This window comes from Ruegeria sp. THAF33 (assembly GCF_009363615.1).
GTDB lineage: Bacteria > Pseudomonadota > Alphaproteobacteria > Rhodobacterales > Rhodobacteraceae > Ruegeria.
The window spans coordinates 517,312-538,696 of the sequence record NZ_CP045384.1 but is presented as its reverse complement, the minus strand read 5'-3'; the positions used below and the strand labels follow the sequence as shown (position 1 = coordinate 538,696).

Sequence of the window (21,385 nt, the reverse complement as noted above, 5' to 3'; positions counted from 1 at the left end):
TCCGTTTTTAATCCAATGTCACATTCTGCGCATTGATGTACTTCCGTCCAGCCTCCATTGCCTGACGGACGGCATCACCAATGGGCAAGTGGCGACTTTTGGCCAATTTGATCAGCATCGGCAGGTTTGCCCCATACAGAATACGCCGATCCTGAGGCGCGCAGGCACGCAGGCTGAGATTCGAGGGGCTTCCGCCAAAGAGGTCGGTGACAACAACGACACCATCTCCGGTGTCCACTTCATCAGCGGCACGGCAGATTTCGGCCTGTTTTTCGTCCCGGTCATGGTCAGCCTCGATCGCGACCGCCACGAGGCTGGCCTGTGGTCCGACCACGTGTTGTGTGGCGGCCAGGTATTCCTGAGCCAACCCACCATGTGCAACGATCACAATTCCGATCAATCCGACCTCACATTCAACGACCGACGTTCCATCTCGCGATGCCTAATTGCCACCTGCTGCCCATCTTCCGCAAGGGCCTTTGCAACGGCCTCTGCCAGGGCAACTGATCTGTGCTGGCCCCCTGTGCACCCAAACGCCACGGAAAGATGCGCTTTGCCCTCGGCCCGAAAGGCCGGCAGCAACAGGGTCAGCAAGTCCAGCACACGTTCAAAAAACGGTAAGTAGTTAGCGTCCGACTGCACATAGTGCGCAACGTCAGGGTTTCGACCATCCGCTGCGCGAAATTCCGGGCGCCAGTATGGATTCGCCAGAAACCTGCAATCGAACACCATGTCCAATCCGCGCGGCAGACCGCGTTTGTAAGAAAAGGATTCGATGGAAACCGCCAGATGCCGCCCGCCTTGCGGGGCGAACCAGTTCTCGACCTCTTCCCGCAGCTGATGCACGTTCAGAAGGCTGGTGTCGATCAGTGTATCCGCAATCTCACGTATCGGCGCCAGCAGCTCTTTTTCGCGCTGAACGCCGGTTTCCGGGCTGGCATTCTTGGCGACGGGATGCCGCCTTCGGGTTTCCGAAAACCTGCGCACCAGAACATCATCACTGCAATCCAGATACAGAACCGTCAGATCGACCTGCGCTAAGCGGCCCAGCTTTTCAGCCAATTCTATGAAACCGATCGTCGAGAAATCCCGGTTGCGGGCATCTATACCCAATGCCATCGGACGGTCGCTGTCAGCACTGTCGAGCAAGCGCGACAAAAGACCCATCGGCAGATTGTCGATGGCTTCAAAGCCCAGATCTTCCAGCACATGAATGGCCGTGGATCTTCCTGCCCCGGAGGGCCCCGTGACAAGTACGATCCGCCTTTGCGATGTCATGTATTCGGCCATTCCGGGTTTACGCGCCCATTTCCTAGAAGCTGCATCATCGCTACAGCCAAGTTGGGCACGCCCGCGCCCCGAAGCAAGGGAACAGTTTGCCTCAGCACGGAAACCGTCAAAGGGTCGGGCAGACGCTCGGGCTCTGGCTGATCCAGATCCACAACGTAACCCAGCGGAACCGGACCACTGGGTTCGGCTTTGACCAGGCCAATTTGGCGCGCCTCGATCAAGCCGCGTATCTGCGACACGGCCGAGGCGATCACCCGATTCTGCCGCATCTCTAGATTGACGCGGTCATCGGCGACCAATTTCGCGCCGAACGCCATCATTTGCAACGCCAGCCCGGACTTCCCTGTGCCGGACGCACCGATGATCAAAAGCCCGCGTCCGGCAACCGAAACGCAGGAGGCATGAACACAGGCGCTGTCCTGATCTTTCGCGAGTGACAACGAATCAATATGCATGGATTTAGACGGGCAACCCCACGACAAAGCGGGCACCCAGCGGATCCGATGTGATATCGGCCTCTGTCGGGCGGATGTTCTCAGCCCAGATCACCCCTCCATGGGCTTCGACAATCTGCTTGGAGATCGCCAAGCCGAGGCCAGAATTATTGCCGAAATGTTCCGCCGGACGCTGCGAGTAGAATCGCTTGAACACTTTGGTAAGCGCCTGTTCGGGAATCCCCGGGCCGGTGTCTTCGACAACCACCAGCACGCGGTTGTCCCGCTGCCGGACCCAGACGCGAATTGCGTCATTTTCTTCGCAGAACGAAATCGCGTTGGTGATCAGATTGACAAAGACCTGCGCAAGACGCGCTTCCAGCCCGTTGATCACAATTGGCTCAGAGGGCAGATCCGTAATGTAATCGATGCCCTTGGAGCGTGCATCTTCACCCAGATACTGGCCGAGATTGCCCAGCAGCTTGAGCAGGTCAAAGGGCTGCTCTTCTTCCTTGACCAGTTCCGCATCCAGACGCGACGCATTTGATATGTCGCTGACCAGCCGGTCCAGACGCCGTACGTCATGCTCGATCACGTCCAGCAGCTTGTCGCGCTGATCCTCGCGCTTGACCATCCGCAGCGTTCCCACGGCGGATTGCAGGCTGGCCAGCGGGTTTTTGATTTCATGGGCGACATCGGCGGCAAACTGTTCGTTTGCGTCGATCCGGTTGTAGAGCGCGGTCACCATACCCCGCAATGCGCGGCTGAGGCGTCCAATTTCATCAGGACGGGCGCTGAGGTCGGGAATGCGGATACGCCCGGGATTGACACCCGTGCCCCGGTCTTTGCCCATCTCTGCCGCGGATGCCAGATCGGCCAGCGGGTTGGCAATGGTCGAGGCCAGGACAAGGCTGAGGCCTACGGAAACCAGCAGCGCCACGACAAACATCTGAAGAATGCGCTCCTGCTCGCGGCGGGCAAGCGCGTCGATTTCACCAGCCGGGCCGGTAATCGCCACCGCGCCGGCGGGTACATCCTGATAAAGAATTGGTGCGGCAGCCACGATGACCGTCTCACCCGCGCCATCCTGTACCGCCTGCACCTGACTTTGACCGGCAATCGCTTGTGGAATAATGGTCTGAACACGCTGCGCCAACGTCGGTGCTTCGGTTTCAGTCGACCAGTTGAGCAGGTTTGACAAACCCGTCCAAACGGCATTCAGCGTGTCGCTGATCACCGTACTGCCGGTCTGCATCTCGGCCTCGGATTGCAGAAGAACCGGCATGTCAGAGGCTTGCGGGGCACCACGTGTCCAGCCGATCAGCGTGCCACTGGCGTCATAAACAAAAACCTCGCCCCCTTCGGGCAAGGTGAGGCCAGACAGGGTATCCTTGACGTCCAGGTTCCCGGCATTCTGCCCGGATTGCTGTGCGCCCTGACGCAACTGGGTTTCAAAAACGTTGCTGACAAGTTGCGCATCGCCCAGCAGATTGCGGGCGGTCTGCTGAACCTTCTCTTTTCGCGAGTCGTCCAGATACAACAACCCGGTGACCAGGATCACCAGAGCAATCAGGTTGAACGTGATGATTTTGCGCGCCAGGGGTGAACCGCGCAGCGAAAACAGGTTTCTCCGCGATCGCTTTTCCCTCAGCTCCGCTGACTCGGGGTCCTGGGGAATGACCCAGTCATCCCCAAGAACGACGTCACCGTCGCGCAATTCGCTGGCTTGTTCGGTGTCGCGCACGAGACCCCATTACCTCTTGCAGGCGGCCGCGCCTATTCTTCGTTGTACCGGTAACCGATACCATACAAGGTCTCAATCGCCGAGAACTCGGGATCAGCCGCGCGCATCTTTTTTCGCAGACGCTTTATGTGGCTGTCGATCGTCCGGTCATCCACATAGACCTGATCATCATAGGCGACATCCATCAACTGGTCGCGGCTTTTGACGAATCCCGGACGTTGGGCCAGGGCCTGAAGCAGCAGGAACTCGGTCACGGTCAGGGACACATCAGTGCCTTTCCAGCTGACCGCATGGCGCAGCGGATCCATCCTCAGGTCGCCGCGTTCCATGACTTTGGTGTCATTGCTGTTGGATGCGACCGCATCGCCGCTTGTCGCCTCTTGGCGGCGCAGCAAAGCCCGAATGCGTTCGACCAGCAAACGCTGCGAAAAAGGCTTCTTTACATAGTCATCCGCGCCCATGCGCAGGCCCAGTACCTCGTCGATCTCATCGTCTTTCGAGGTCAGGAAGATCACCGGCATCTGCGTCTTCTGACGCAGCCGTTGCAACAGATCCATGCCGTCCATCCGCGGCATCTTAATATCCAGAACAGCCATGTCCGGCAGTTTCTTGTTGAACGCATCCAACGCGGCCTGGCCATCATTATATGTTTCAACCTCGAAACCTTCGGCTTCGAGGGTCATGGATACAGACGTAAGAATGTTTCTATCGTCATCCACAAGTGCAATCTTTGACATCGGGCTCACCCCTATTCCTGCTCACTCGCGCAATAATTCGCTTATTTGTAAGGCATTGTTGGCGGTTTTAAGACGCCGAATCAATCCGTAACTGCGAATCATGCCTTTGTTGCGGCAGGTCTGCGGCAAATTTGCCTTGATGCCCGCAAAAATCTGCCCGCTTTTCCGACATTGAATTTCTGATGGCGCTAAACCCGAACTTGGTTGCGCTAACTGCGTCAAACCCGCCTGTTCATGCCATGAACGACCGTGATAAGACGCGCTCAGCCGCCGGTTTTCCCGGCTCACTGCCCCAAAGGCGCAATGGCCAACGACCTTCGCGCCGCCACAGGAGAAGACACACATGACATCTGGACGGGTTAACCCGCAATTCCGCCTCGAAGATCAGGGCATCGAGGGTCTGGGCAATGTCTATTACAACTTCATGGAACCGGCGCTGATCGAAGAGGCGCTAAAGCGCGGCGAAGGCACACTTGGCAATGGTGGAGCGTTCCTAGTTACCACAGGAAAGTTCACCGGCCGGTCGCCCAAGGACAAACACGTCGTCAAGACCGACAGCGTTGCCGAAACCATCTGGTGGGAAAACAATGCCGAAATGAGCCCCGAGGGCTTTGACGCACTGTACGAAGACATGCTGGCCCACATGAAGGGCCGCGATTATTTTGTGCAGGACCTCGTCGGTGGCGCGGACCCGGCTTACGCAATCAATGTACGAATGATTACCGAACTGGCATGGCACAACTTGTTCATCCGCCACCTGCTGCGTCGCCCGGACCGCGAAGACCTGGATGAGTTCACGGCCGATTTCACCGTCATCAACTGCCCCAGCTTTCAGGCCGACCCGGCAAAGCACGGTTGCCGCAGCGAGACCGTGATTGCAATGAATTTCGACCGCAAACTGATCCTGATCGGCGGCACTGAATATGCCGGTGAAAACAAGAAGTCCGTTTTCACCCTGCTGAACTACATGCTTCCTGAAAAAGGCGTGATGCCGATGCATTGTTCGGCCAACCATGCTGTTGGCAACCCGGTCGATACGGCCGTGTTCTTTGGCCTGTCCGGCACCGGAAAGACCACCTTGTCCGCCGATCCTTCGCGCATACTGATCGGGGATGACGAGCACGGCTGGTCCGATCGCGGCACCTTCAACTTCGAAGGCGGTTGCTATGCCAAGACCATCAACCTGAATGCCGAGGCAGAGCCGGAAATCTATGCCACCACTTCGAAGTTCGGAACCGTGATCGAAAACATGGTCTTCGACCCCGAAACCAAGGAACTGGATTTCGACGATGACTCGCTGACCGCCAACATGCGCTGCGCCTATCCGCTCGAGTATATCTCGAACGCATCCAAAAGCGCATTGGGTGGTCACCCGAAGAATATCATCATGCTGACCTGCGATGCATTTGGCGTTCTGCCACCGATCGCGCGGCTGACGCCGGCCCAGGCCATGTATCACTTCCTGTCGGGTTTCACGTCAAAAGTGGCCGGGACCGAACGCGGCATCACCGAGCCGCAGCCGACATTCTCGACCTGTTTCGGCGCGCCGTTCATGCCCCGTCGCCCTGAGGAATACGGCAACCTGTTGCGGGACAAGATCGCCCAGCACGGCGCGACCTGCTGGCTTGTGAACACCGGCTGGACCGGCGGCGCCTATGGCGTGGGCAGCCGGATGCCGATCCGCGCGACACGCGCCTTGCTGACCGCCGCTCTGGAAGGGTCTCTGCGCGACGCCGAGTTCCGCAAGGATGCAAATTTCGGCTTTGACGTTCCGGTCTCGGTGCCGGGGGTTGCCGAAGTTCTGCTGGACCCGCGCCGTACCTGGGACGATCAGGCAGCCTTCGACAAACAGGCCGAAAAACTGGTGCAGATGTTTGCCGAGAACTTTGAACAATATCTGCCCTTCATCGACGACGACATCAAAGCCGTCGCAATTGGATAAGACAGGAAGAGGGGCCACAGCGCCCCTTTTTTATTTCGCCCACTGTACTTCTTGCTAAGGTTGTTTGTCGCAAAAAGCACATACAATTGCGTTGTTTCAAAATGCAATTTGCGCTAGCCCTGATAGTCGCTGAGACGAAAAAACCCGGCACTTCTGCGCCGGGCACTGACTGAAATTAGATTGGGGGTCGCTCATATGCGCACACTCACAACGCTGGATTGAGCAACCTAATCAGTCACCTAGTCTAAGCGAGAGGGGATGAGTGTCAATACGAGACTTGCTGACTTGCGCGTCATTCAGCATGGCTCAAACAGTCGCAATTAGGCGGCAAATGGCACGGCAAACGATAGGTAACATTATGACTGAGATCTCGAAACTCACCGAACTGCGCAAGCTGATGCAAAGCATGGAGCGTACATTAGGCTTGGAGAAACTATCTCCGGTTGAACGCGACATCTACTATGCCGCCGAAGAGCTTTCCAAGTCCGATCAGGAAGTGCGCACATTCGGTTTGATCGAGCACACGTTGGTTCAAAGTGTTTCGCGCCCAACATTCTTTCGCGCGCTGAAATCGCTGGTCGAAAAAGGCTATCTTTCTCAAAGCGGCAGCGCCAACCGGGGACGGTACATCGTTCATGCACCCAAATGATGCGATCCACCCGCGCAAGAAGCCGTGATAACTTTGCGCGGGTGGGCTACTGAAACGCTTTTGGCCTCTTTGGCCTATGTGCTGGCGTCGTTCCTTACATTCGCCGTCCTGATGCCGTTGCAGAACGTGTTTTTCCCGGAATACCCAAGCCGCGCGAGCCTGTTGTTTCTGCCGCATGGCGTGCGGGTTCTGACAGCCTGGCTGTTGGGGTGGCGCGCCGTTTTCGCATTATTGCCCGGCGTGTTCATCGTTTTTGCCTATTTGGGTGGAACGGATGTGTTCCTGCCCAGCCGCCTGATGGCCATGGCGATTGCGGTTCTGACGGTCCCGACCGTGTTTTATCTTCTGAAGGCAATCGGGTGGGATCTGTTTCCCCGTCCGGATCGCAAACCCTGTTGGATATGTGTGATGGGCGTCGGAATCGTAACGTCCTTCCTTGTCTCCGGGTTGACCAACCTGGCTTTTGGCAGCGCGACGGTGGAATATATCGCATTCCTGATCGGCGATATCTCGGGTCTGTTCTTCCTAATGATGGGCCTGTATTTTGCTTTCCGGTTTGCCGACAAGCGCTCGGGCTGACGCGTTACCCCACCAAACCGCGTCGAAGCAGGTTCAGGCCCGCAATCAGCAAAACGAACAAGGTCGCTTTGCGAAAACTTGCCTGATCAATACGGTCCTGCAGCTTCATGCCTATCCACATCCCGGCCAGGGCCGGAACGATCAGGGCTGCCGAAAACTCAAGTGTTTCTGCGTACAGAATGCCTGATCCAAGATGTGCGACCAGCAACAAAACCGCCCCCAAACCGTAGATTACGCCCTGAATTCGAATCTGTTCGGTCTTGGGGGTGTTCAGCGCCGTCAGATAGGCAACTGTCGGAGGCCCCCAAACTCCTGACATGCCGCCGACAAACCCCGCCACGCCACCTACCACAGCCTCGACTGCGGTCGAGGGTTGGTTCAGCGCCATTCTGAACCCCAGAACTTGTAACAGCGCAAAAACTGACACAAAGCCGCCCATCAGAACCAGAAAGACAGACCCCGGGATCAATGCGACCAACTGTGCGCTGAGCAGCAGAAGAAGACCGCCAACAACAAGGAAAACCCGAAAGCGCCGAATCGAGGCGATCGCGGCGACACGGCCACCGCGTAGGGCCTGCAGCCCATTGGTCACCAGCGTCGGCAGAATAAGTCCCGCCAGGGTCAGATCCGGCGGCAGAAATGAATTCAACCCCGACACCAAAATCATGGGCATCGCGAAACCAACCATGCCTTTGACCCATCCAGAGGCAAACGCGATTGCCATAGCCAACAGCAGTTCCTGCGGGGAAAGAATGGAAAACAGGGTCATGTCCCCTAGATATCATCTGGATTTTCTTCTGCATTGCAAAAATGTTGGGGTAATATTTGAACTTTTTCGTAGCGTAATAAGTATTTTTGTTGCGCTGCACGTGCAGCATGATATGACCAGACGACCGAGGAAAGGACGCGATTCATGGCCCACGACGGACAGGATATGACCGAGATGACAACTGCTGCAGTTTTGCCCGATCTTCTGAACTTGACCCGGGCTGCCGTACCCGCGGTAGCAGCCGTTTTTGAAAAAGCCCGCGAATCCGTGCGCGGCATGGTCTCGGCGGATGGCCGTATCTCTGGTGCTTTGATCGAGGCAAACCAGACCGCCGCGCATGGACTGGCATGGCTGGCCACGTACAACCAGTCGCTGCAACAGATGCAGCGCTGGGCCGAAGCACTTCAGGCCGAAGGCAAGTTCGGCGAACTCGAGCAGTTGCTTCACCAGATAGCCTTTGGCGAGTACCTGCATCAGGTCGCAGGTGGCATCCCGATGAACCAGGGCGAAGTCGTGCGCCTTCAGGATATGGGCCTCGGCTGGGATGCGCTGTCGGGCTTTCAGTCGTCCGAAGTACAGACCTTGATGGCGCAGGCGAATTCACAAGCCGCACGTAGCCGTTTGGTCGAGCTGATGCAGGATCAGGCCGGCGCCACCATGTTCGGCGCGTCGGGTCTGGACGAAGAACTTGAAATGATCCGCGACCAGTTCCGCCGCTATGCGCAGGAAAAGGTCGAACCGTATGCCCATGAATGGCACCTCAAGGATGAGCTGATCCCGCTGGAAATCATCGAAGAACTGGCGGAAATGGGCGTTTTCGGGCTGACCATCCCCGAAGAGTTTGGCGGTTTCGGACTGTCCAAAGCATCCATGTGCGTCGTTTCCGAAGAACTGTCGCGTGGCTATATCGGCGTGGGCTCGCTGGGCACCCGTTCGGAAATCGCGGCCGAGTTGATCATCGCCGGCGGCACGGAAGAGCAAAAGGCCAACTGGCTGCCAAAACTGGCCAGCGCCGAAATTCTGCCGACGGCTGTCTTCACTGAACCCAACACCGGTTCGGATCTTGGCAGCCTGCGGACCCGTGCCGTGAAGGACGAGAACGGTGATTACCGGATCACCGGCAACAAGACCTGGATCACCCACGCCGCGCGGACCCATGTCATGACCTTGCTGGCGCGGACCGATCCCGACAGCACCGATCACCGCGGCCTGTCCATGTTCCTGGCGGAAAAGACACCCGGCACGGACGACAATCCCTTCCCCACCCCCGGCATGACCGGTGGTGAGATCGAGGTTCTGGGTTATCGCGGCATGAAGGAATACGAGCTGGGCTTTGACGGCTTCCACGTCAAGGGTGAAAACCTGCTGGGCGGTGAAGAAGGCAAGGGTTTCAAACAGCTGATGGAAACCTTTGAAAGTGCCCGCATCCAGACCGCCGCGCGCGCCATCGGCGTGGCGCAAAGCGCGCTGGATATCGCCATGCAATATGCCATCGACCGCAAGCAATTCGGCAAATCGCTGATCCACTTCCCGCGTGTCTCGGGCAAGCTGGCGATGATGGCGGTCGAGATCATGATCGCGCGCCAGCTGACCTATTTCAGCGCGTGGGAAAAAGACCACGGCCAACGCTGTGACCTTGAGGCGGGCATGGCCAAGCTGCTGGGCGCCCGTGTGGCCTGGGCAGCCGCCGACAACGGGTTGCAAATCCACGGCGGAAACGGCTTTGCACTGGAATACAAGATCAGCCGCGTTCTGTGCGACGCGCGCATTCTCAACATTTTCGAAGGGGCGGCCGAGATTCAGGCACAGGTCATCGCACGACGTCTGCTCGGGTGACCGGAACCGGCGCCCGTTTCCCCAACTGACCCGGCCATTGCGCCGGGTCTTTTTCTTGATTTTTGAGGTTTTGTACGCCTCCTACCCGCAGACCTTCCGTTTTGTACTCACTATTTCTGCATCTCTGACCGGCAGGACAACGACGAGCTGTGTCCGCACCAATCCAAACTTCCCCTTTGATCCCGGCCCATTCGCCGTTAGAGCGTCAGATTGACCCGACCGAAACCCGATCAGCACCTGGTACATCGCATGACCCGATCCTTCTTTGCACTTTGCGCCACTTTGGCGGTGCTCGTTCTTGCGGCCTGCACCACCCCTGCGCCAACGGCCGATCAGAGCGATGTCGAAGCGCTTGCCCAGTCGATCCGAATGCTCGGGCCGGATGTCGATCCGGCCGAGGCTCAGAGAGCGGCCACCATCGCCTATTCCTACTCGCAGCAGTTGGCGCGGGATTGGAATGTCACCGACCCCGCCATCATCCACAACGCCAAGGTCATCAACGGGTTCCGCGAAAAGGGGCTGTGCAACGATTGGGCAGAAGCCATGACCAAGCGGCTGCGGCAGGAAAACTTTCGAACATTGGATCTGCACTGGGCCACGTCGCCACCGACGTCTTTTCGCATCATCCACCATTCGGCATTGATCAGCGCCAAGGGGGGTTCGATGTATGACGGCATCATCCTTGATCCCTGGCGCAACAGTGGCGCGTTGTTCTGGGCGCCGGTGCGTGAAGATACGCGCTATAACTGGAAACCCCGGCAGGAAGTGCGTGCGCAACTGCTGAACGGGTCTCTTCCCTACTGATCCGGTTCCAACGACATCCCCTATGCACTAAGACCCAGCCATGACTCGCCTGATCCTGACCCTGCCCTTGTTGGCACTGTTCCAATGCGACAAAGACGAAACCGTCGCCGCCTATGGTGCGGCGGACCAGACCTGGGTTCTGAGGGAGATCGATGGTCAGCCCTATGAGGCGAGCGCTCTACTGCGGTTTCCCGAAGAAGGCAGGATTACCGGGAACGCTCCGTGCAACAGCTATGACGGAACACTCAACGCGCCCTACCCGTGGTTTGAGGTTCAGAACCTCAACGCGACGCGCGCCGCCTGCGCGGGGCTCGAAGCGGAAGGGTTCTACTTTGCCGCCCTCATGGCCATGACCCAATCCGAGGTGTCAGGCAATGTGCTGATCCTGCGCAATGAGGACGGGCACGAGATGGTGTTCACAGCCGCCGAGTGACCTGATCCACGAACCGAGCCCGCGCTTCGGGCAGCGGATTATGCCCTAAAGACGGAGCAACGCGGTGCTCCAGAAAATATCCGGTCGTGCGCAGGGCCTCTGCGACCTCGACATCGGGCGCAGGGCCTTCACCTCGCAGACAAGGCGGCAGGGGCAACAGCTTGTCCGCCCATTCCCCGGCGCCATTGGCGCTGACGGAACGGCCTGTTTTGGGGGATACATAGATCAATCCTTCGGTCACACCGGTCACGGCGCAGGCTGTCAGATCAAGGCCAAAGCCAAGTTCGTCAAGCAACGCGAGCTCCCACCGCAGATAGGCCAGAGGCCAGACTTCATCCTGCCCCAACAGATCCATCAACTGTTCCGTCCGGGAAAAAAGCGCGGGGTGTGGTTCCCGTTCGGGCAGGCAGAAGGACAGCAGAGAAACGACAGCGTTCAGCCCGGACAGTGCCAGCCGCCCTGAAAACGCGGCTGCCGCGCGGGACCGCAGGGGTTCGACCTGAAAGGTGCCGATATGTTCTTCCAGCCGCGCGCGCCACAGCACGTCCAGTTGCGCCCCAGGTTGCAGGATCGGCGCGATTTTGCGGCTGGTCCCGCCACGCACCACACCGGCGTGACGCCCGTGGCCTTCGGTAAAGACCTCGATGATCGCCGCTGTTTCACCATGGCGGCGTAATGTCAGGAGTATTCCGTGATCGCGCCAGTCCAAAACCTGACCCTGTTGCTGGTTTGGTTGGTTCGCAGAAAATCCCAAGCGACGTTGGCGCGCAAGACCGGAAGTGCTTCAACCCCTTTTCAGCGCGCGTTCTTTTCCAAAGCCGCCATAGTTTTGTGACTTCGCGCCACCCGGCTTGTACGCGTTTTTACGACCCCCAACTGCGCTTCAACAGAAGGGGCCGCACCATGATCGATGACGAACCGAAACCCGCCACATACTACGACGAACGCGAAATCTGGACACCGGACCCAACGGCGGCCGACATGCAGGTCTATGAGACGTTTGCGTCGACCGTTGTCGAACTTGTGCAGGTGCTGGATGACAACAAGCCGATGTTGTCGAGGGATGTCTACGCACGCTTTTCTGCGTCTCTGCTGCACCTGTCCAGGGTGTTGGGCGAGTACGAAGACGGGTGGAACGGCGGACATGGCGCGTGATCCCAAGACATGCAAAGACTGAAGGGCAGAGCATCGGCTTTTCATTGCAACGGTCCGGCACGATATAGCGACCAGACCTGACCACGGTAGTTTCCGTTGTGCCTCAACATGAACCCGCCGCCATTCTTCAGATCACCAATGCCCCGGCAGAACGCGCCTGCTGCCCCTTGGCCGATGGAAACCCCGTCTGTCGTCCGGGGTATCGCCAGACGCGTACAAAAGAATGCGTTGCTTTAATCCCGTTCAGGCCATAATGTTCTTCTTATGTTCTAAAGTGGGATTCCCAAAATGTCTCTTAATTACGTCATGATCGGTTCCAACGACGTTGCCAAGGCACGCAGCTATTACGACGCGGTTATGCCCCGGATCGGCGGAAAGGTCGTCGCCGAGTATATGCCGCATGCTGTATGCTATGAGCTGCGCGGCGGCGGATGCATATGGGTCGCGACACCGTTCGACAAAAAAGACGCGACAATCGGCAACGGAAACATGGTTGGCCTGTTGTGCCAAAGCACAGAGGAAGTGCGTGATGCGCACGCGGCCGCGCTTGCAAATGGCGGAACAAACGAAGGTGATCCGGGGGACCGCCCCCAATATGGCCCAAACTTTTTTGGTGCCTACGCACGCGACCCTGACGGGAACAAGATGAGCTTTGTCTATTTTGGCGACGCGGATTGATGGACCCGAGCATCGTCTGCGACCGCGAACAAGAAAGACCCAAGCCAGCGTGAAGTTCAGAACGTCACACCCGCATGAACCAGAATTCCTATGACCATCAGCAGGTTCAGCACCATCGAGATACCGTTGCCCACATAGATGGGCAACTTGCCCACCACCAGACCATACGCAAACCACAGGAAGGACAGCCCGGCATAAAGCGACCAGGACAGAAGCGACTGACCAGTAGCGTGTTCTGAATGGGTAAAGTAGAGCTTGACCAGTTGCGGAAGCGTGGCAAAAGGACCAACAACCCCGACAAAGACCATGAAGCTTTCGAACCGCTGCATCCAGTGGCCGAGTTCCGATTTTTCCAGTTTCTCAGCAAGCGTTTCAGCCACGAAAGCACCTCTTGGTTGCGCCTGTCCACAGGGCAAGCCAGCCCTGCCAGTGTAATTGCCGGGGTAAAATAGTCATTTTGGTCTCTGCGTCAAAGACCCTTCAGTACTGGTCACTCCAGCCCTTCTTCGCCCAGCAGGTGCCGCCCCTGCCGGTCTTCGACCTCGATCACCCAGAGGTCGGGGTCAAAGCTGCGTTGGCGCTGGATGGCTTGGTCCACGTCACCTTCAAGACCGGACGAGAGTTCGACCCATTTCCGTTCGCCACTCATCAGATCAAAGCTGCGTTGGAAGGCAACGGCCTGCCCGTCCAGTGTGTTCAGCTTGACCAGAACTGCGCCTGCGGTGTCATCGCCATGGGCCACCACATAGGCCGGGATATCCTGAAATCGCAGCCGCGCCAGATAGGCGTGAACCCAGAATTCCGCCGTCAGCCGCGTCATGCGTTTCCGTCTTTGAAATCCAGCCCCATTTCCGAATACCGCTCGGATTCTTCCAGCCAATTGGGCCGGACCTTCACTTGCAGGAACAGGTGGATCCTGCGGTCGAGGAACTCTTCCAACTCGGCGCGCGCGGCCTGGCTGACGGCTTTGATCGTCTCACCCTTTTTGCCCAGCACGATGCCTTTGTGGCCGTCACGCATGACATAGATGACCTGATCGATCTTGGCAGAGCCGTCTTTGCGCTCTTCCCAGTTTTCGGTCTCGACGGTCAGTTGATAGGGCAATTCCTGATGCAGGCGCAGGGTCAGCTTCTCGCGCGTCATTTCCGCGGCGATCATGCGCAGGGGCAGATCGGCGATCTGGTCTTCGGGATAGAGCCAGGGGCCCTCAGGCAATTCAGAGGCCAGCCATTTGCGCAGGTCCTCGACGCCGTGTCCCTTTTCAGCAGAGATCATGAAGGTTTCGGCAAACGGGTAGCGTGCGTTCAGGTCACTGGTCAGCGCCAGCAGCTTCTCGGACGGCACCTTGTCGATCTTGTTGATGGCCAACGCGATCGTGCGGCCTTGCCCGATCTCTTCGAGACCTTCGAGGATGCGCTCAACGCCTTCAGTAATGCCACGATGCGCCTCGACCATAAGCACAACGATGTCGGCATCCGCGGCCCCGCCCCATGCGGCGGCGACCATGGCGCGATCCAAGCGGCGGCGGGGTTTGAACAAGCCCGGCGTGTCGACGAAAACCAGCTGCGCGTCGCCCTCCATCGCCACGCCACGGATACGCGCGCGGGTGGTCTGCACCTTATGCGTCACGATCGACACCTTGGCCCCGACCATGTGGTTCAGCAGGGTGGACTTGCCCGCATTGGGCTCTCCGATCAGGGCAATAAATCCGGCGCGTGTGGTCATGAGTCTGGCGATCCTGTTTGCAGGTGCGCACCCCTATAGCAGAAAGGTCCGGCGGACCAGAGGGATTTGTCGCATTGCAGCCTTGCGCTTGAGGTGTCAGATGGACGCGGACGCCCAGCCAATCCCAGCCCGGCATCAGATCCGTTCAGTGAGGTTCTCATGAAACGTCGCGAGTTTCTTCTTGGAAGCAGCGCCGCCGCCGGTGCTTTGGGTTTGGGAGGGTTGTCTCTGGCGGCCAGCGATCCCGTTCGGGAACTGGTGGTGCAACCTGCCAGCTATCGGTTGCGCGGTCAGCGGACCACGGGGATGGTCAGCCTGTCACCGGATGCGCCGCCGCCGGTTCTTTACGGGCGCCAGGGCGAAACATTGCGCCTGACGGTGCGCAATACCCTGCCCGATTATACTGCGATGCATTGGCACGGGCTGCGCATCCGCAACGAAATGGACGGTGTGCCCTATCTGACCCAGATGCCCATCGGCGAGAACGAGAGCTTTACCTATGAACTCACGCCGCCGGATGCGGGCACGTATTGGTATCATCCGCATTGCATGACGATGGACCAGATGGCCCGAGGGCTGACCGGTGTGATGGTGATTGCCGAACCGGAAGACCCGGGATTCGACAGCGAACAGGTGATCAATCTGCGGGATTTCCGGCTGGACGAAGACGACGCGTTTCTGCCGGCCTATACCGCCCGCGGCGCGGCGCGGGCCGGCACGTTCGGCAACGTGCAGACCGCCAATTGGCAGAGCGAGGCAGTATATGACCACGCCGCGGGCAGCCTGGTGCGCGTGCGGGTGGTCAACACGGACACGACCCGTATCTACAACTTGCATCCCGAAGGGGCCCAGACCCGTATCATCGCATGGGACGGACATCCGGTAGAAACAGACGTGACACGGCCCACAGCAGCCCAGCCGCTCTTGCTGGCCCCGGGTCAACGGGTGGATTTGGCCGTTCGGATGCCGGACGACGAAGGGCAATCAGCCCTGCTGATGGCAAAGTTTCCCGGGCAGAAACACCGCGCCATGGTCCGGTTGCGGGCCACGGGACACTCCATCGCGCGTGATCTGCGAGAGCTGCGCCCATTGCAGGCAAACCCTGTCGCGCGCCCTGATCTTGATCAGGCCGAGTTGCATGAGTTCGTGTTCGGCTGGACCCCGGAAGGCGGCGCCCCGAATGACGGGTTCTGCGGGTCTTTGGGCTATAGTTTCTGGTCGATCAACCGCACGCCCTGGCCGGGCGATGCGGCGCAGGGAACCGGGCCGCTGGCTGTACTGCAACGGGGCAAGAGCTATGTTCTGCGACTGCGCAATGAATCGCCCAATCTGCACCCGATCCACCTGCACGGGCTGGCCTTCGTTCCGCTGACGTCGAACCTGCGCAAACTGCCACCGTTGCTGTCCGATACCATGCTTTTGCTGAAAGACGAGACCGTCGACATCGGGCTGGTCGCGGACAATCCCGGCGACTGGGCGTTTCATTGCCACGTGATCGAACACCAGAAAACCGGGCTGACCGGGTTCATCCGGGTGATTTGACACTAGCCCAGTGGTGGCAGGTTCAACGCCAGAACGTGGTTCGGATAGGCTTGGTCCGCGATACGGAAATCCGTGACGCCGACCTGACGGAAGCCTTTGGACAGGTAGAAATCGATGGCCGGAGCGTTTTCGGAATTGGTCGTCAGCCAAATTTCGGTGCGGTCTTTGTTGCGGCAATGGTCGATGGCCACCTGCAACAAAGCTGACCCGATGCCCTTTCCGTGGTGACGCGGCTGCACGTAAAAGGTCACGATCTCAAGATCGGACAGCCCGTCGATCGGGGCAGGACGGCCCTCTGCCAACCGAATGTACCCATCTATGCCATCGCGGTTTTCCGAAACAATCAGAAGGTCCTTGCCTTCTTCAAGCAGCGCTTCGAACCGTGCAGTGGTGAACTCGGACAGTGCAAACTCGGCGAAGAAGGCGCTCACGCCATGGCGCAGATAGGTGCTGATCCAGACTTCGATCGACAGCGCCGCCAGGCTGGCGGCGTCCGATTTCCGGGCTGGTCTGAGCCGCATGTACCTAGGAAGACCCGGCCGGGCTGAGCTGTTCCAGCAGAGCTTTCGCCGCCGCCTGTTCGGCCTGACGTTTGGATCCTGCAGTGGCTTGCGCCTCGGTGCCGTCCTGAAGGCGGGCCGCAATGGTGAAGATCGGGGCGTGGTCCGGGCCACTGCGTTTAACCTCGACGTATGAGGGCGGCTTTTGCCCACGCGCCTGCGCCCATTCCTGCAAAGAGGTCTTGGCGTCACGCGCATCTGCCTCGACCTTGTGGATGCGGTCCCCCCAAAGCGCCAGAATGACATCGCGGGCAGCCTCGAACCCGGCATCCCGATAGATGGCGGCGATCACGGCCTCCATCGCGTCGCCCAGCAGCGCTTGCTTGCGACGGCCACCGGACAGCATCTCGGACCGGCCGAGTTTCAACACCGCGCCCAGATCAATCTGACGGGCTACATCAGCGCAAGCCTCTTTGCGGACCAGTGCATTGAACCGTGGGGCCAACTGACCCTCGGACGCCTTTTTGTCGGCCTCAAGCAGCGCAGTGGCCATGACCAGGCCCAGAACGCGGTCTCCCAGAAACTCCAGCCGCTGATTGTCGGGTCGGGTGGACGAAGACACCGAGCCATGGGTCAGCGCGCGCACCAGCAGTTCGGGGTTTTTGAACTCATACCCCAATCGCCGCTGGAACGCCTTTATTTCAGCCGAGAGCTTCAATTGACCGCCTTGAAGAACCGATCACTGCGCCATGTCCAGAAGAACAGCATCGAACGACCTGCGGACGAGAACATGATCCGGTCGGCACGACCGATCAGGTTTTCGTAAGGCACGTATCCGACACCACCGGCAGATTGCGGCAGACGGCTGTCGCTGGAATTGTCACGGTTGTCACCCATGAAGAAATAATGGCCCTCGGGCACGGTATAGATGCCGGTATTGTCCGATGCCTGGTTGCCGATGTTCAACACGTCATAAGACACACCGTTGGGCAGGGTTTCGATCAGGCGCGACTTTTCACAGGTGCCGCCTATTCCAACAGGGCCGTTTTCACAGCGGGGGCGCAGGCGCTGCGGGCCTTGCGGTTCGGCAATTTCGGTAAACACGCCGTCGGGCTGCTGAGGAACCGGAGTGCCATTGAGGATGATCTGGCCATTGCGGACCTGGATCCGGTCGCCCGGCAACCCAATCAGGCGCTTGATATAATCACGTCCGGTGACCGGATGGCGAAAGACGATGACATCGCCACGTTCGGGATCACCGCCCCAGATACGGGTATTGTCTTCGCCCTGCATCCAGCCACAGATATCTTCGGCATCCACGTTCAGGCCGACGCTGGGGATGATCAGGCTGGGGCAGGATGCGTAGGAATAGCCATAGGCCATCTTGTTGACGAAGAGGAAATCACCGATCAGCAGCGTCTGCTTCATCGAGCCCGAGGGGATCCAGAACGGTTGAAAGAAGAGGGTGCGGAACACGCCGGCAATCAGCAGCGCGTAGACGATGGTCTTGATCGTCTCCCAGACGGGATTTCCGGTTTTGGCGTCCTCGGCCATTCTGCTCGCTCCAGTTCTTTGCTTGGCTTCGCTGCTACATGCGGGGGGGATGGGGGCAAGTCAAGGCTGCGCGGCCTGATCTTGAACCGGACGCGCCTCGATCACCACAAAAGCCTGCGCCCAGGGGTGATCATCGGTCAGGGTGACGTGGATGATCGCCTCGTGCCCGTCGGGGGTCATTTCCCTGAGGCGCTCGGCGGCCCAGCCGGTCACGTGCATCACCGGTTGGCCGGTGCGCAGATTGGTGACGGCCATATCCTTCCACGCGATGCCCATGCGCAGACCGGTGCCCAGCGCCTTGGAACACGCCTCTTTCGCGGCCCAGCGCTTGGCATAGGTTCCGGCCGTATCGGCACGGCGTTCGGCCTTGCGCTGTTCGGTGTCGGTGAAGACACGATTGCGGAAGCGGTCGCCGAACCGGTCGAGCGTGCCCTGGATGCGGTCGATGTTTGCGAGGTCTGTGCCGATGCCGAGGATCATTTTCTCAGTTTCTTTTTTCGCCAAAAAGCGTTTGCTTTGTTTGCATAGCTTGTCCCAACACAGCACGACAAATAGCTGTGGCAACCCCTGCCCAGAAAAGTAAAAAGACGTTTCTCAGGATCAGGTCCCAGAAGTCAATTCTATGCCAATGCCCAAATCCGTAAACCAATACTGAGATTTGAGCAGCCCAAAAAACCGACAATGACAGACCAACCATGTAAGTGGCGTTGTACCATAGCGTAGCGTTTGGATTCGCTTGAGTAAGCCGCTTAGACCATAGAAGAGTTTGGACCAACGACGCCATAATAACGGGGAATACCAAGGCATCGAGCGGAAAGAAAAAAACACCTTTCAGGCCCAGTTTTTCTTCGGCAAAGCCTGAACCTCCCGACGACACAAGAAAAATCATGAACAACGCCACGTATCCAACCCGGTTAAAAAACAAGGTTTTCTGTTCGGGTGTCCAAAGTTTCATCACGACAACCGCACTGTCAAAATCTTGTAACTCGCCACCCCGAAGAACCCGGCAAAGGCGAAATCGAACCAGCGGCGGGCGCGGCGGTAGGTTCGGACCATGCGCTCGGATGAAAACAGAAACGCATAGCCGATAAAGATCATCAACGATCCAGCATAGAGCATGGCGAAATAGCCCAGCAGCATCGACAGGCTGGCATCATTGGGCGCGACGATGGCATAGATCGAGCCCCAGCTGAGGATCGCCTTGGGGTTCGTCAGGTGGATGGCGGCACCTTTGGCGAAGATCGTCGGCAGCGAACCTGTGGCCGGTTTGCCCAAAGCGACCTCATCCGCTGTCATCGCGCGGCGCAGGGCCTTGAGGGCCAGCCAACCCAGATAGGCCACGCCGATATAGCGGATCACCTCGAAAACCCAGACATTGGCCAGCATGATCGCCGACAAGCCAAGCGCTGCGGCAATGCCCCAGGCGGCGGACCCGGCACAGATGCCCAGCGCAAAGACCAGACCGGCGCGGCGGCCTTCGTTCATGGCGGTTCCGGCAATGCCCATCGTGGCAGGCCCCGGAGAGCCGCCCGCCATCAGCCAGGCCAGCCAGATGGCGACAAAGCCGGGCGTGATCACGCGCGCGCCTCGTCCATCAGGCGACGCATTTCCTGAATGGCCGGGGTCAGGCCCAGAAAAATCGCCTCGCCAATCAGGAAATGACCGATATTCAGCTCTTTGACTTCTGGGAAGGCGGCAACCGGTTTTACGGTGTCATAGGTCAGGCCATGGCCCGCATGAACCTCGAGCCCCAGCGAATGGGCGAAGGTGGACATCTGGCGCAGCGACTCAAGCTCGCGTTCGACATCTTCCATGCGACCTTCGGCATGGGCGTCGCAATAGGCGCCGGTGTGCAGCTCGATCACTTCGGCACCGATGCGATGCGCAGCTTCGATCTGACGCTGATCGGCGGCAATGAAGATCGACACGCGGCAGCCAGCCTCACGCAGAGGCGCGATGAAATGCGCCAGCTTGTTTTCCTCGCGCGCGACTTCAAGCCCGCCTTCGGTGGTGCGCTCTTCGCGCTTTTCGGGCACGATGCAGACCGCGTGCGGTTTGTGGCGCAGGGCGATCTTCTGCATCTCGGGCGTTGCGGCCATCTCAAAATTCAGCGGCACCGACAGAACCTCCATCAGCCCGTCGATATCGACGTCCGATATATGGCGCCGATCTTCGCGCAGGTGCGCGGTGATGCCATCCGCCCCCGCTTCTTCCGCCAGTTTGGCAGCGCGCAACGGATCTGGATAATCCCCACCCCGCGCATTGCGCACGGTGGCCACGTGATCGATGTTCACACCCAGACGCAGATGGTTCTCAGACATCACTCGATTCCTTTTGCATGTTCTTGCCCGAGCCTAGAGGCTCTGCCGAAGAAACGGCAGCCGAATCTTCGGCCAAACGCTTGATTTCCTCGAACTTCGCCTTGATCCTGGCGCGGCGGCGCTGCTGATACGTCAGGATCAGCGGCAGGCTGAGGTAATAGCAGATCACCCCCGCAACGACGCCCGGAATGATCCCACCGATCATGTAGGGATAGAAGACGTCATCGTAGAACTGCGACAGCCCGTGCCAGTCGGCCACGCGATCCGTAAACAACGCCAGAAAATTGTTCTTGAGATCCCCTATGGCGCTGGCGAATTTGCCCATCAGCCCTTGTGTGTCGCCTTCTTCGTATTCGGTACCCAGCAGGAAATGCCCGGTCTGAAGACAGATCACCCCGATCGGAACATAAGTGAGCGGGTTGCCGAAAAACGTGCCGCTGAGCGCGGCCAGAATGTTTCCCTTGATCAGCCGGGCACCGATGGCGGCGACAAGAAAATGCAACCCGTAAAACGGCGTAAAGGCGGCAAACACCCCTGCCCCGATGCCGCGCGCGATCCGGTCAGGGGTATCCGGCAAGCGCCGGACGCGGTGTTTCACGTAATGGAAGGCGCGGGTCCATCCGCCACGCGGATAGACGAAATCCGATGCGATCTGGACTGGAGAGCGTCGGTCTCGGCGCTTGAATACCACCC

At 58.7% G+C, this 21,385-nt stretch carries 28 protein-coding genes; 9 read left to right on the top strand and 19 right to left on the bottom strand.

What is annotated here, in order from left to right; all coding sequences use genetic code 11:
- Positions 1 to 7: 7 nt before the first annotated feature.
- Genes FIU92_RS02770 through FIU92_RS02745 form a run of 6 tightly spaced genes read right to left on the bottom strand, consistent with a single transcriptional unit; the run spans position 8 to position 4,550 of the window.
- Positions 8 to 400 (bottom strand): PTS sugar transporter subunit IIA, encoded by a 393-nt coding sequence (locus tag FIU92_RS02770; RefSeq protein WP_152457103.1) that lies wholly within the window; start codon positions 398 to 400, stop codon positions 8 to 10.
- Entirely contained in the window at positions 397 to 1,278 is an 882-nt protein-coding gene (rapZ, locus tag FIU92_RS02765) for an RNase adapter RapZ (RefSeq protein WP_152457102.1), read from the bottom strand. The genes FIU92_RS02770 and rapZ overlap by 4 nt, the downstream gene beginning before the upstream one ends.
- Entirely contained in the window at positions 1,275 to 1,745 is a 471-nt protein-coding gene (locus FIU92_RS02760) for an HPr kinase/phosphorylase (RefSeq protein ID WP_152457101.1), read from the bottom strand. The genes rapZ and FIU92_RS02760 overlap by 4 nt, the downstream gene beginning before the upstream one ends.
- Before the next feature lie 4 nt (positions 1,746 to 1,749).
- A complete protein-coding gene (locus FIU92_RS02755) occupies positions 1,750 to 3,468 on the bottom strand; it encodes a sensor histidine kinase (protein ID WP_152457100.1) in 1,719 nt (572 codons plus the stop codon).
- A 32-nt stretch (positions 3,469 to 3,500) separates the two neighbouring features.
- Positions 3,501 to 4,205: a response regulator transcription factor gene (locus FIU92_RS02750; RefSeq protein ID WP_152457099.1), complete on the bottom strand. Its 705-nt coding sequence runs from the start codon at positions 4,203 to 4,205 to the stop codon at positions 3,501 to 3,503.
- 21 nt (positions 4,206 to 4,226) lie between these two features.
- The gene (locus FIU92_RS02745; RefSeq protein ID WP_171364564.1) at positions 4,227 to 4,550 is read right to left on the bottom strand and encodes a hypothetical protein; all 324 of its coding nucleotides are present in this window, start codon (positions 4,548 to 4,550) and stop codon (positions 4,227 to 4,229) included.
- Between FIU92_RS02745 and FIU92_RS02740 the strand changes: the two genes are divergently transcribed.
- The 3 genes from FIU92_RS02740 (at position 4,549) to FIU92_RS02730 (ending at position 7,375) form a co-directional block, all read left to right on the top strand.
- Complete coding sequence (locus FIU92_RS02740; RefSeq protein ID WP_152457097.1) at positions 4,549 to 6,147, top strand: phosphoenolpyruvate carboxykinase; 1,599 nt, start codon at positions 4,549 to 4,551, stop codon at positions 6,145 to 6,147. The genes FIU92_RS02745 and FIU92_RS02740 overlap by 2 nt on opposite strands.
- Before the next feature lie 358 nt (positions 6,148 to 6,505).
- The gene (locus FIU92_RS02735) at positions 6,506 to 6,796 is read left to right on the top strand and encodes a hypothetical protein (RefSeq protein ID WP_152457096.1); all 291 of its coding nucleotides are present in this window, start codon (positions 6,506 to 6,508) and stop codon (positions 6,794 to 6,796) included.
- 24 nt (positions 6,797 to 6,820) lie between these two features.
- Positions 6,821 to 7,375, top strand: coding sequence for a hypothetical protein (locus FIU92_RS02730; RefSeq protein WP_254705346.1), 555 nt, complete (start codon positions 6,821 to 6,823; stop codon positions 7,373 to 7,375).
- A 4-nt stretch (positions 7,376 to 7,379) separates the two neighbouring features.
- Here the strand turns inward: FIU92_RS02730 and FIU92_RS02725 are convergent, their stop codons facing one another.
- Positions 7,380 to 8,144: a sulfite exporter TauE/SafE family protein gene (locus FIU92_RS02725; RefSeq protein WP_152457095.1), complete on the bottom strand. Its 765-nt coding sequence runs from the start codon at positions 8,142 to 8,144 to the stop codon at positions 7,380 to 7,382.
- 144 nt (positions 8,145 to 8,288) lie between these two features.
- On the opposite strand from FIU92_RS02725, the gene FIU92_RS02720 reads away from it, so the two are divergent.
- The 3 genes from FIU92_RS02720 to FIU92_RS02710 all read left to right on the top strand — a co-directional run bounded on the left by FIU92_RS02720 (position 8,289) and on the right by FIU92_RS02710 (position 11,217).
- Entirely contained in the window at positions 8,289 to 9,980 is a 1,692-nt protein-coding gene (locus FIU92_RS02720) for an acyl-CoA dehydrogenase family protein (protein ID WP_152457094.1), read from the top strand.
- A 249-nt stretch (positions 9,981 to 10,229) separates the two neighbouring features.
- Positions 10,230 to 10,784, top strand: a complete 555-nt coding sequence (locus FIU92_RS02715; protein ID WP_152457093.1) for a hypothetical protein — start codon at positions 10,230 to 10,232, stop codon at positions 10,782 to 10,784.
- A 40-nt stretch (positions 10,785 to 10,824) separates the two neighbouring features.
- Positions 10,825 to 11,217, top strand: a complete 393-nt coding sequence (locus FIU92_RS02710; RefSeq protein WP_152457092.1) for an META domain-containing protein — start codon at positions 10,825 to 10,827, stop codon at positions 11,215 to 11,217.
- On the opposite strand, the gene recO is transcribed toward FIU92_RS02710, so the two are convergent.
- Positions 11,201 to 11,926, bottom strand: a complete 726-nt coding sequence (gene recO / locus FIU92_RS02705) for a DNA repair protein RecO (RefSeq protein ID WP_152457091.1) — start codon at positions 11,924 to 11,926, stop codon at positions 11,201 to 11,203. The two genes, FIU92_RS02710 and recO, sit on opposite strands and share 17 nt — an antisense overlap.
- 194 nt (positions 11,927 to 12,120) lie before the next feature.
- Here recO and FIU92_RS02700 point away from each other — a divergent pair, with 194 nt between their 5' ends.
- Both FIU92_RS02700 and FIU92_RS02695 read left to right on the top strand, forming a co-directional pair.
- Entirely contained in the window at positions 12,121 to 12,372 is a 252-nt protein-coding gene (locus tag FIU92_RS02700) for a hypothetical protein (RefSeq protein ID WP_152457090.1), read from the top strand.
- 306 nt (positions 12,373 to 12,678) lie between these two features.
- Positions 12,679 to 13,050 carry a VOC family protein gene (locus tag FIU92_RS02695; protein ID WP_254705345.1) on the top strand — a complete coding sequence of 124 codons (372 nt, stop codon included), beginning with the start codon at positions 12,679 to 12,681 and terminating at the stop codon, positions 13,048 to 13,050.
- Between the two features lie 56 nt (positions 13,051 to 13,106).
- On the opposite strand, the gene FIU92_RS02690 is transcribed toward FIU92_RS02695, so the two are convergent.
- From FIU92_RS02690 to era, 3 genes are all read right to left on the bottom strand, one after another.
- Positions 13,107 to 13,430, bottom strand: coding sequence for a SemiSWEET transporter (locus FIU92_RS02690; protein WP_152457088.1), 324 nt, complete (start codon positions 13,428 to 13,430; stop codon positions 13,107 to 13,109).
- A 110-nt stretch (positions 13,431 to 13,540) separates the two neighbouring features.
- On the bottom strand, positions 13,541 to 13,870 hold the full coding sequence (locus FIU92_RS02685) for a DUF1491 family protein (protein ID WP_152457087.1): 330 nt from the start codon (positions 13,868 to 13,870) through the stop codon (positions 13,541 to 13,543).
- Positions 13,867 to 14,775 (bottom strand): GTPase Era, encoded by a 909-nt coding sequence (gene era, locus FIU92_RS02680; RefSeq protein WP_152457086.1) that lies wholly within the window; start codon positions 14,773 to 14,775, stop codon positions 13,867 to 13,869. The genes FIU92_RS02685 and era overlap by 4 nt, the downstream gene beginning before the upstream one ends.
- Positions 14,776 to 14,934: 159 nt before the next feature.
- Here era and FIU92_RS02675 point away from each other — a divergent pair, with 159 nt between their 5' ends.
- Complete coding sequence (locus FIU92_RS02675) at positions 14,935 to 16,317, top strand: multicopper oxidase family protein (RefSeq protein WP_152457085.1); 1,383 nt, start codon at positions 14,935 to 14,937, stop codon at positions 16,315 to 16,317.
- 2 nt (positions 16,318 to 16,319) lie between these two features.
- On the opposite strand, the gene FIU92_RS02670 is transcribed toward FIU92_RS02675, so the two are convergent.
- Genes FIU92_RS02670 through FIU92_RS02635 form a run of 8 tightly spaced genes read right to left on the bottom strand, consistent with a single transcriptional unit; the run spans position 16,320 to position 21,383 of the window.
- Positions 16,320 to 16,838 (bottom strand): GNAT family N-acetyltransferase, encoded by a 519-nt coding sequence (locus FIU92_RS02670; RefSeq protein ID WP_152457084.1) that lies wholly within the window; start codon positions 16,836 to 16,838, stop codon positions 16,320 to 16,322.
- Positions 16,839 to 16,842: 4 nt separating this feature from the next.
- Positions 16,843 to 17,535 (bottom strand): ribonuclease III, encoded by a 693-nt coding sequence (gene rnc / locus FIU92_RS02665; RefSeq protein ID WP_152457083.1) that lies wholly within the window; start codon positions 17,533 to 17,535, stop codon positions 16,843 to 16,845.
- Entirely contained in the window at positions 17,532 to 18,371 is an 840-nt protein-coding gene (lepB, locus tag FIU92_RS02660) for a signal peptidase I (RefSeq protein WP_152457082.1), read from the bottom strand. Before lepB ends, rnc begins: the two co-directional genes overlap by 4 nt.
- 60 nt (positions 18,372 to 18,431) lie before the next feature.
- A complete protein-coding gene (gene acpS, locus FIU92_RS02655) occupies positions 18,432 to 18,851 on the bottom strand; it encodes a holo-ACP synthase (RefSeq protein WP_152457081.1) in 420 nt (139 codons plus the stop codon).
- 4 nt (positions 18,852 to 18,855) lie between these two features.
- A complete protein-coding gene (locus tag FIU92_RS02650; RefSeq protein WP_152457080.1) occupies positions 18,856 to 19,326 on the bottom strand; it encodes a hypothetical protein in 471 nt (156 codons plus the stop codon).
- A complete protein-coding gene (locus FIU92_RS02645) occupies positions 19,326 to 19,949 on the bottom strand; it encodes a LysE family translocator (protein WP_152457079.1) in 624 nt (207 codons plus the stop codon). The genes FIU92_RS02650 and FIU92_RS02645 overlap by 1 nt, the downstream gene beginning before the upstream one ends.
- Positions 19,946 to 20,692 carry a pyridoxine 5'-phosphate synthase gene (locus FIU92_RS02640; protein WP_152457078.1) on the bottom strand — a complete coding sequence of 249 codons (747 nt, stop codon included), beginning with the start codon at positions 20,690 to 20,692 and terminating at the stop codon, positions 19,946 to 19,948. The genes FIU92_RS02645 and FIU92_RS02640 overlap by 4 nt, the downstream gene beginning before the upstream one ends.
- Positions 20,685 to 21,383, bottom strand: coding sequence for a DUF2062 domain-containing protein (locus FIU92_RS02635; protein WP_152457077.1), 699 nt, complete (start codon positions 21,381 to 21,383; stop codon positions 20,685 to 20,687). Before FIU92_RS02635 ends, FIU92_RS02640 begins: the two co-directional genes overlap by 8 nt.
- Between the last annotated feature and the right edge of the window lie 2 nt (positions 21,384 to 21,385).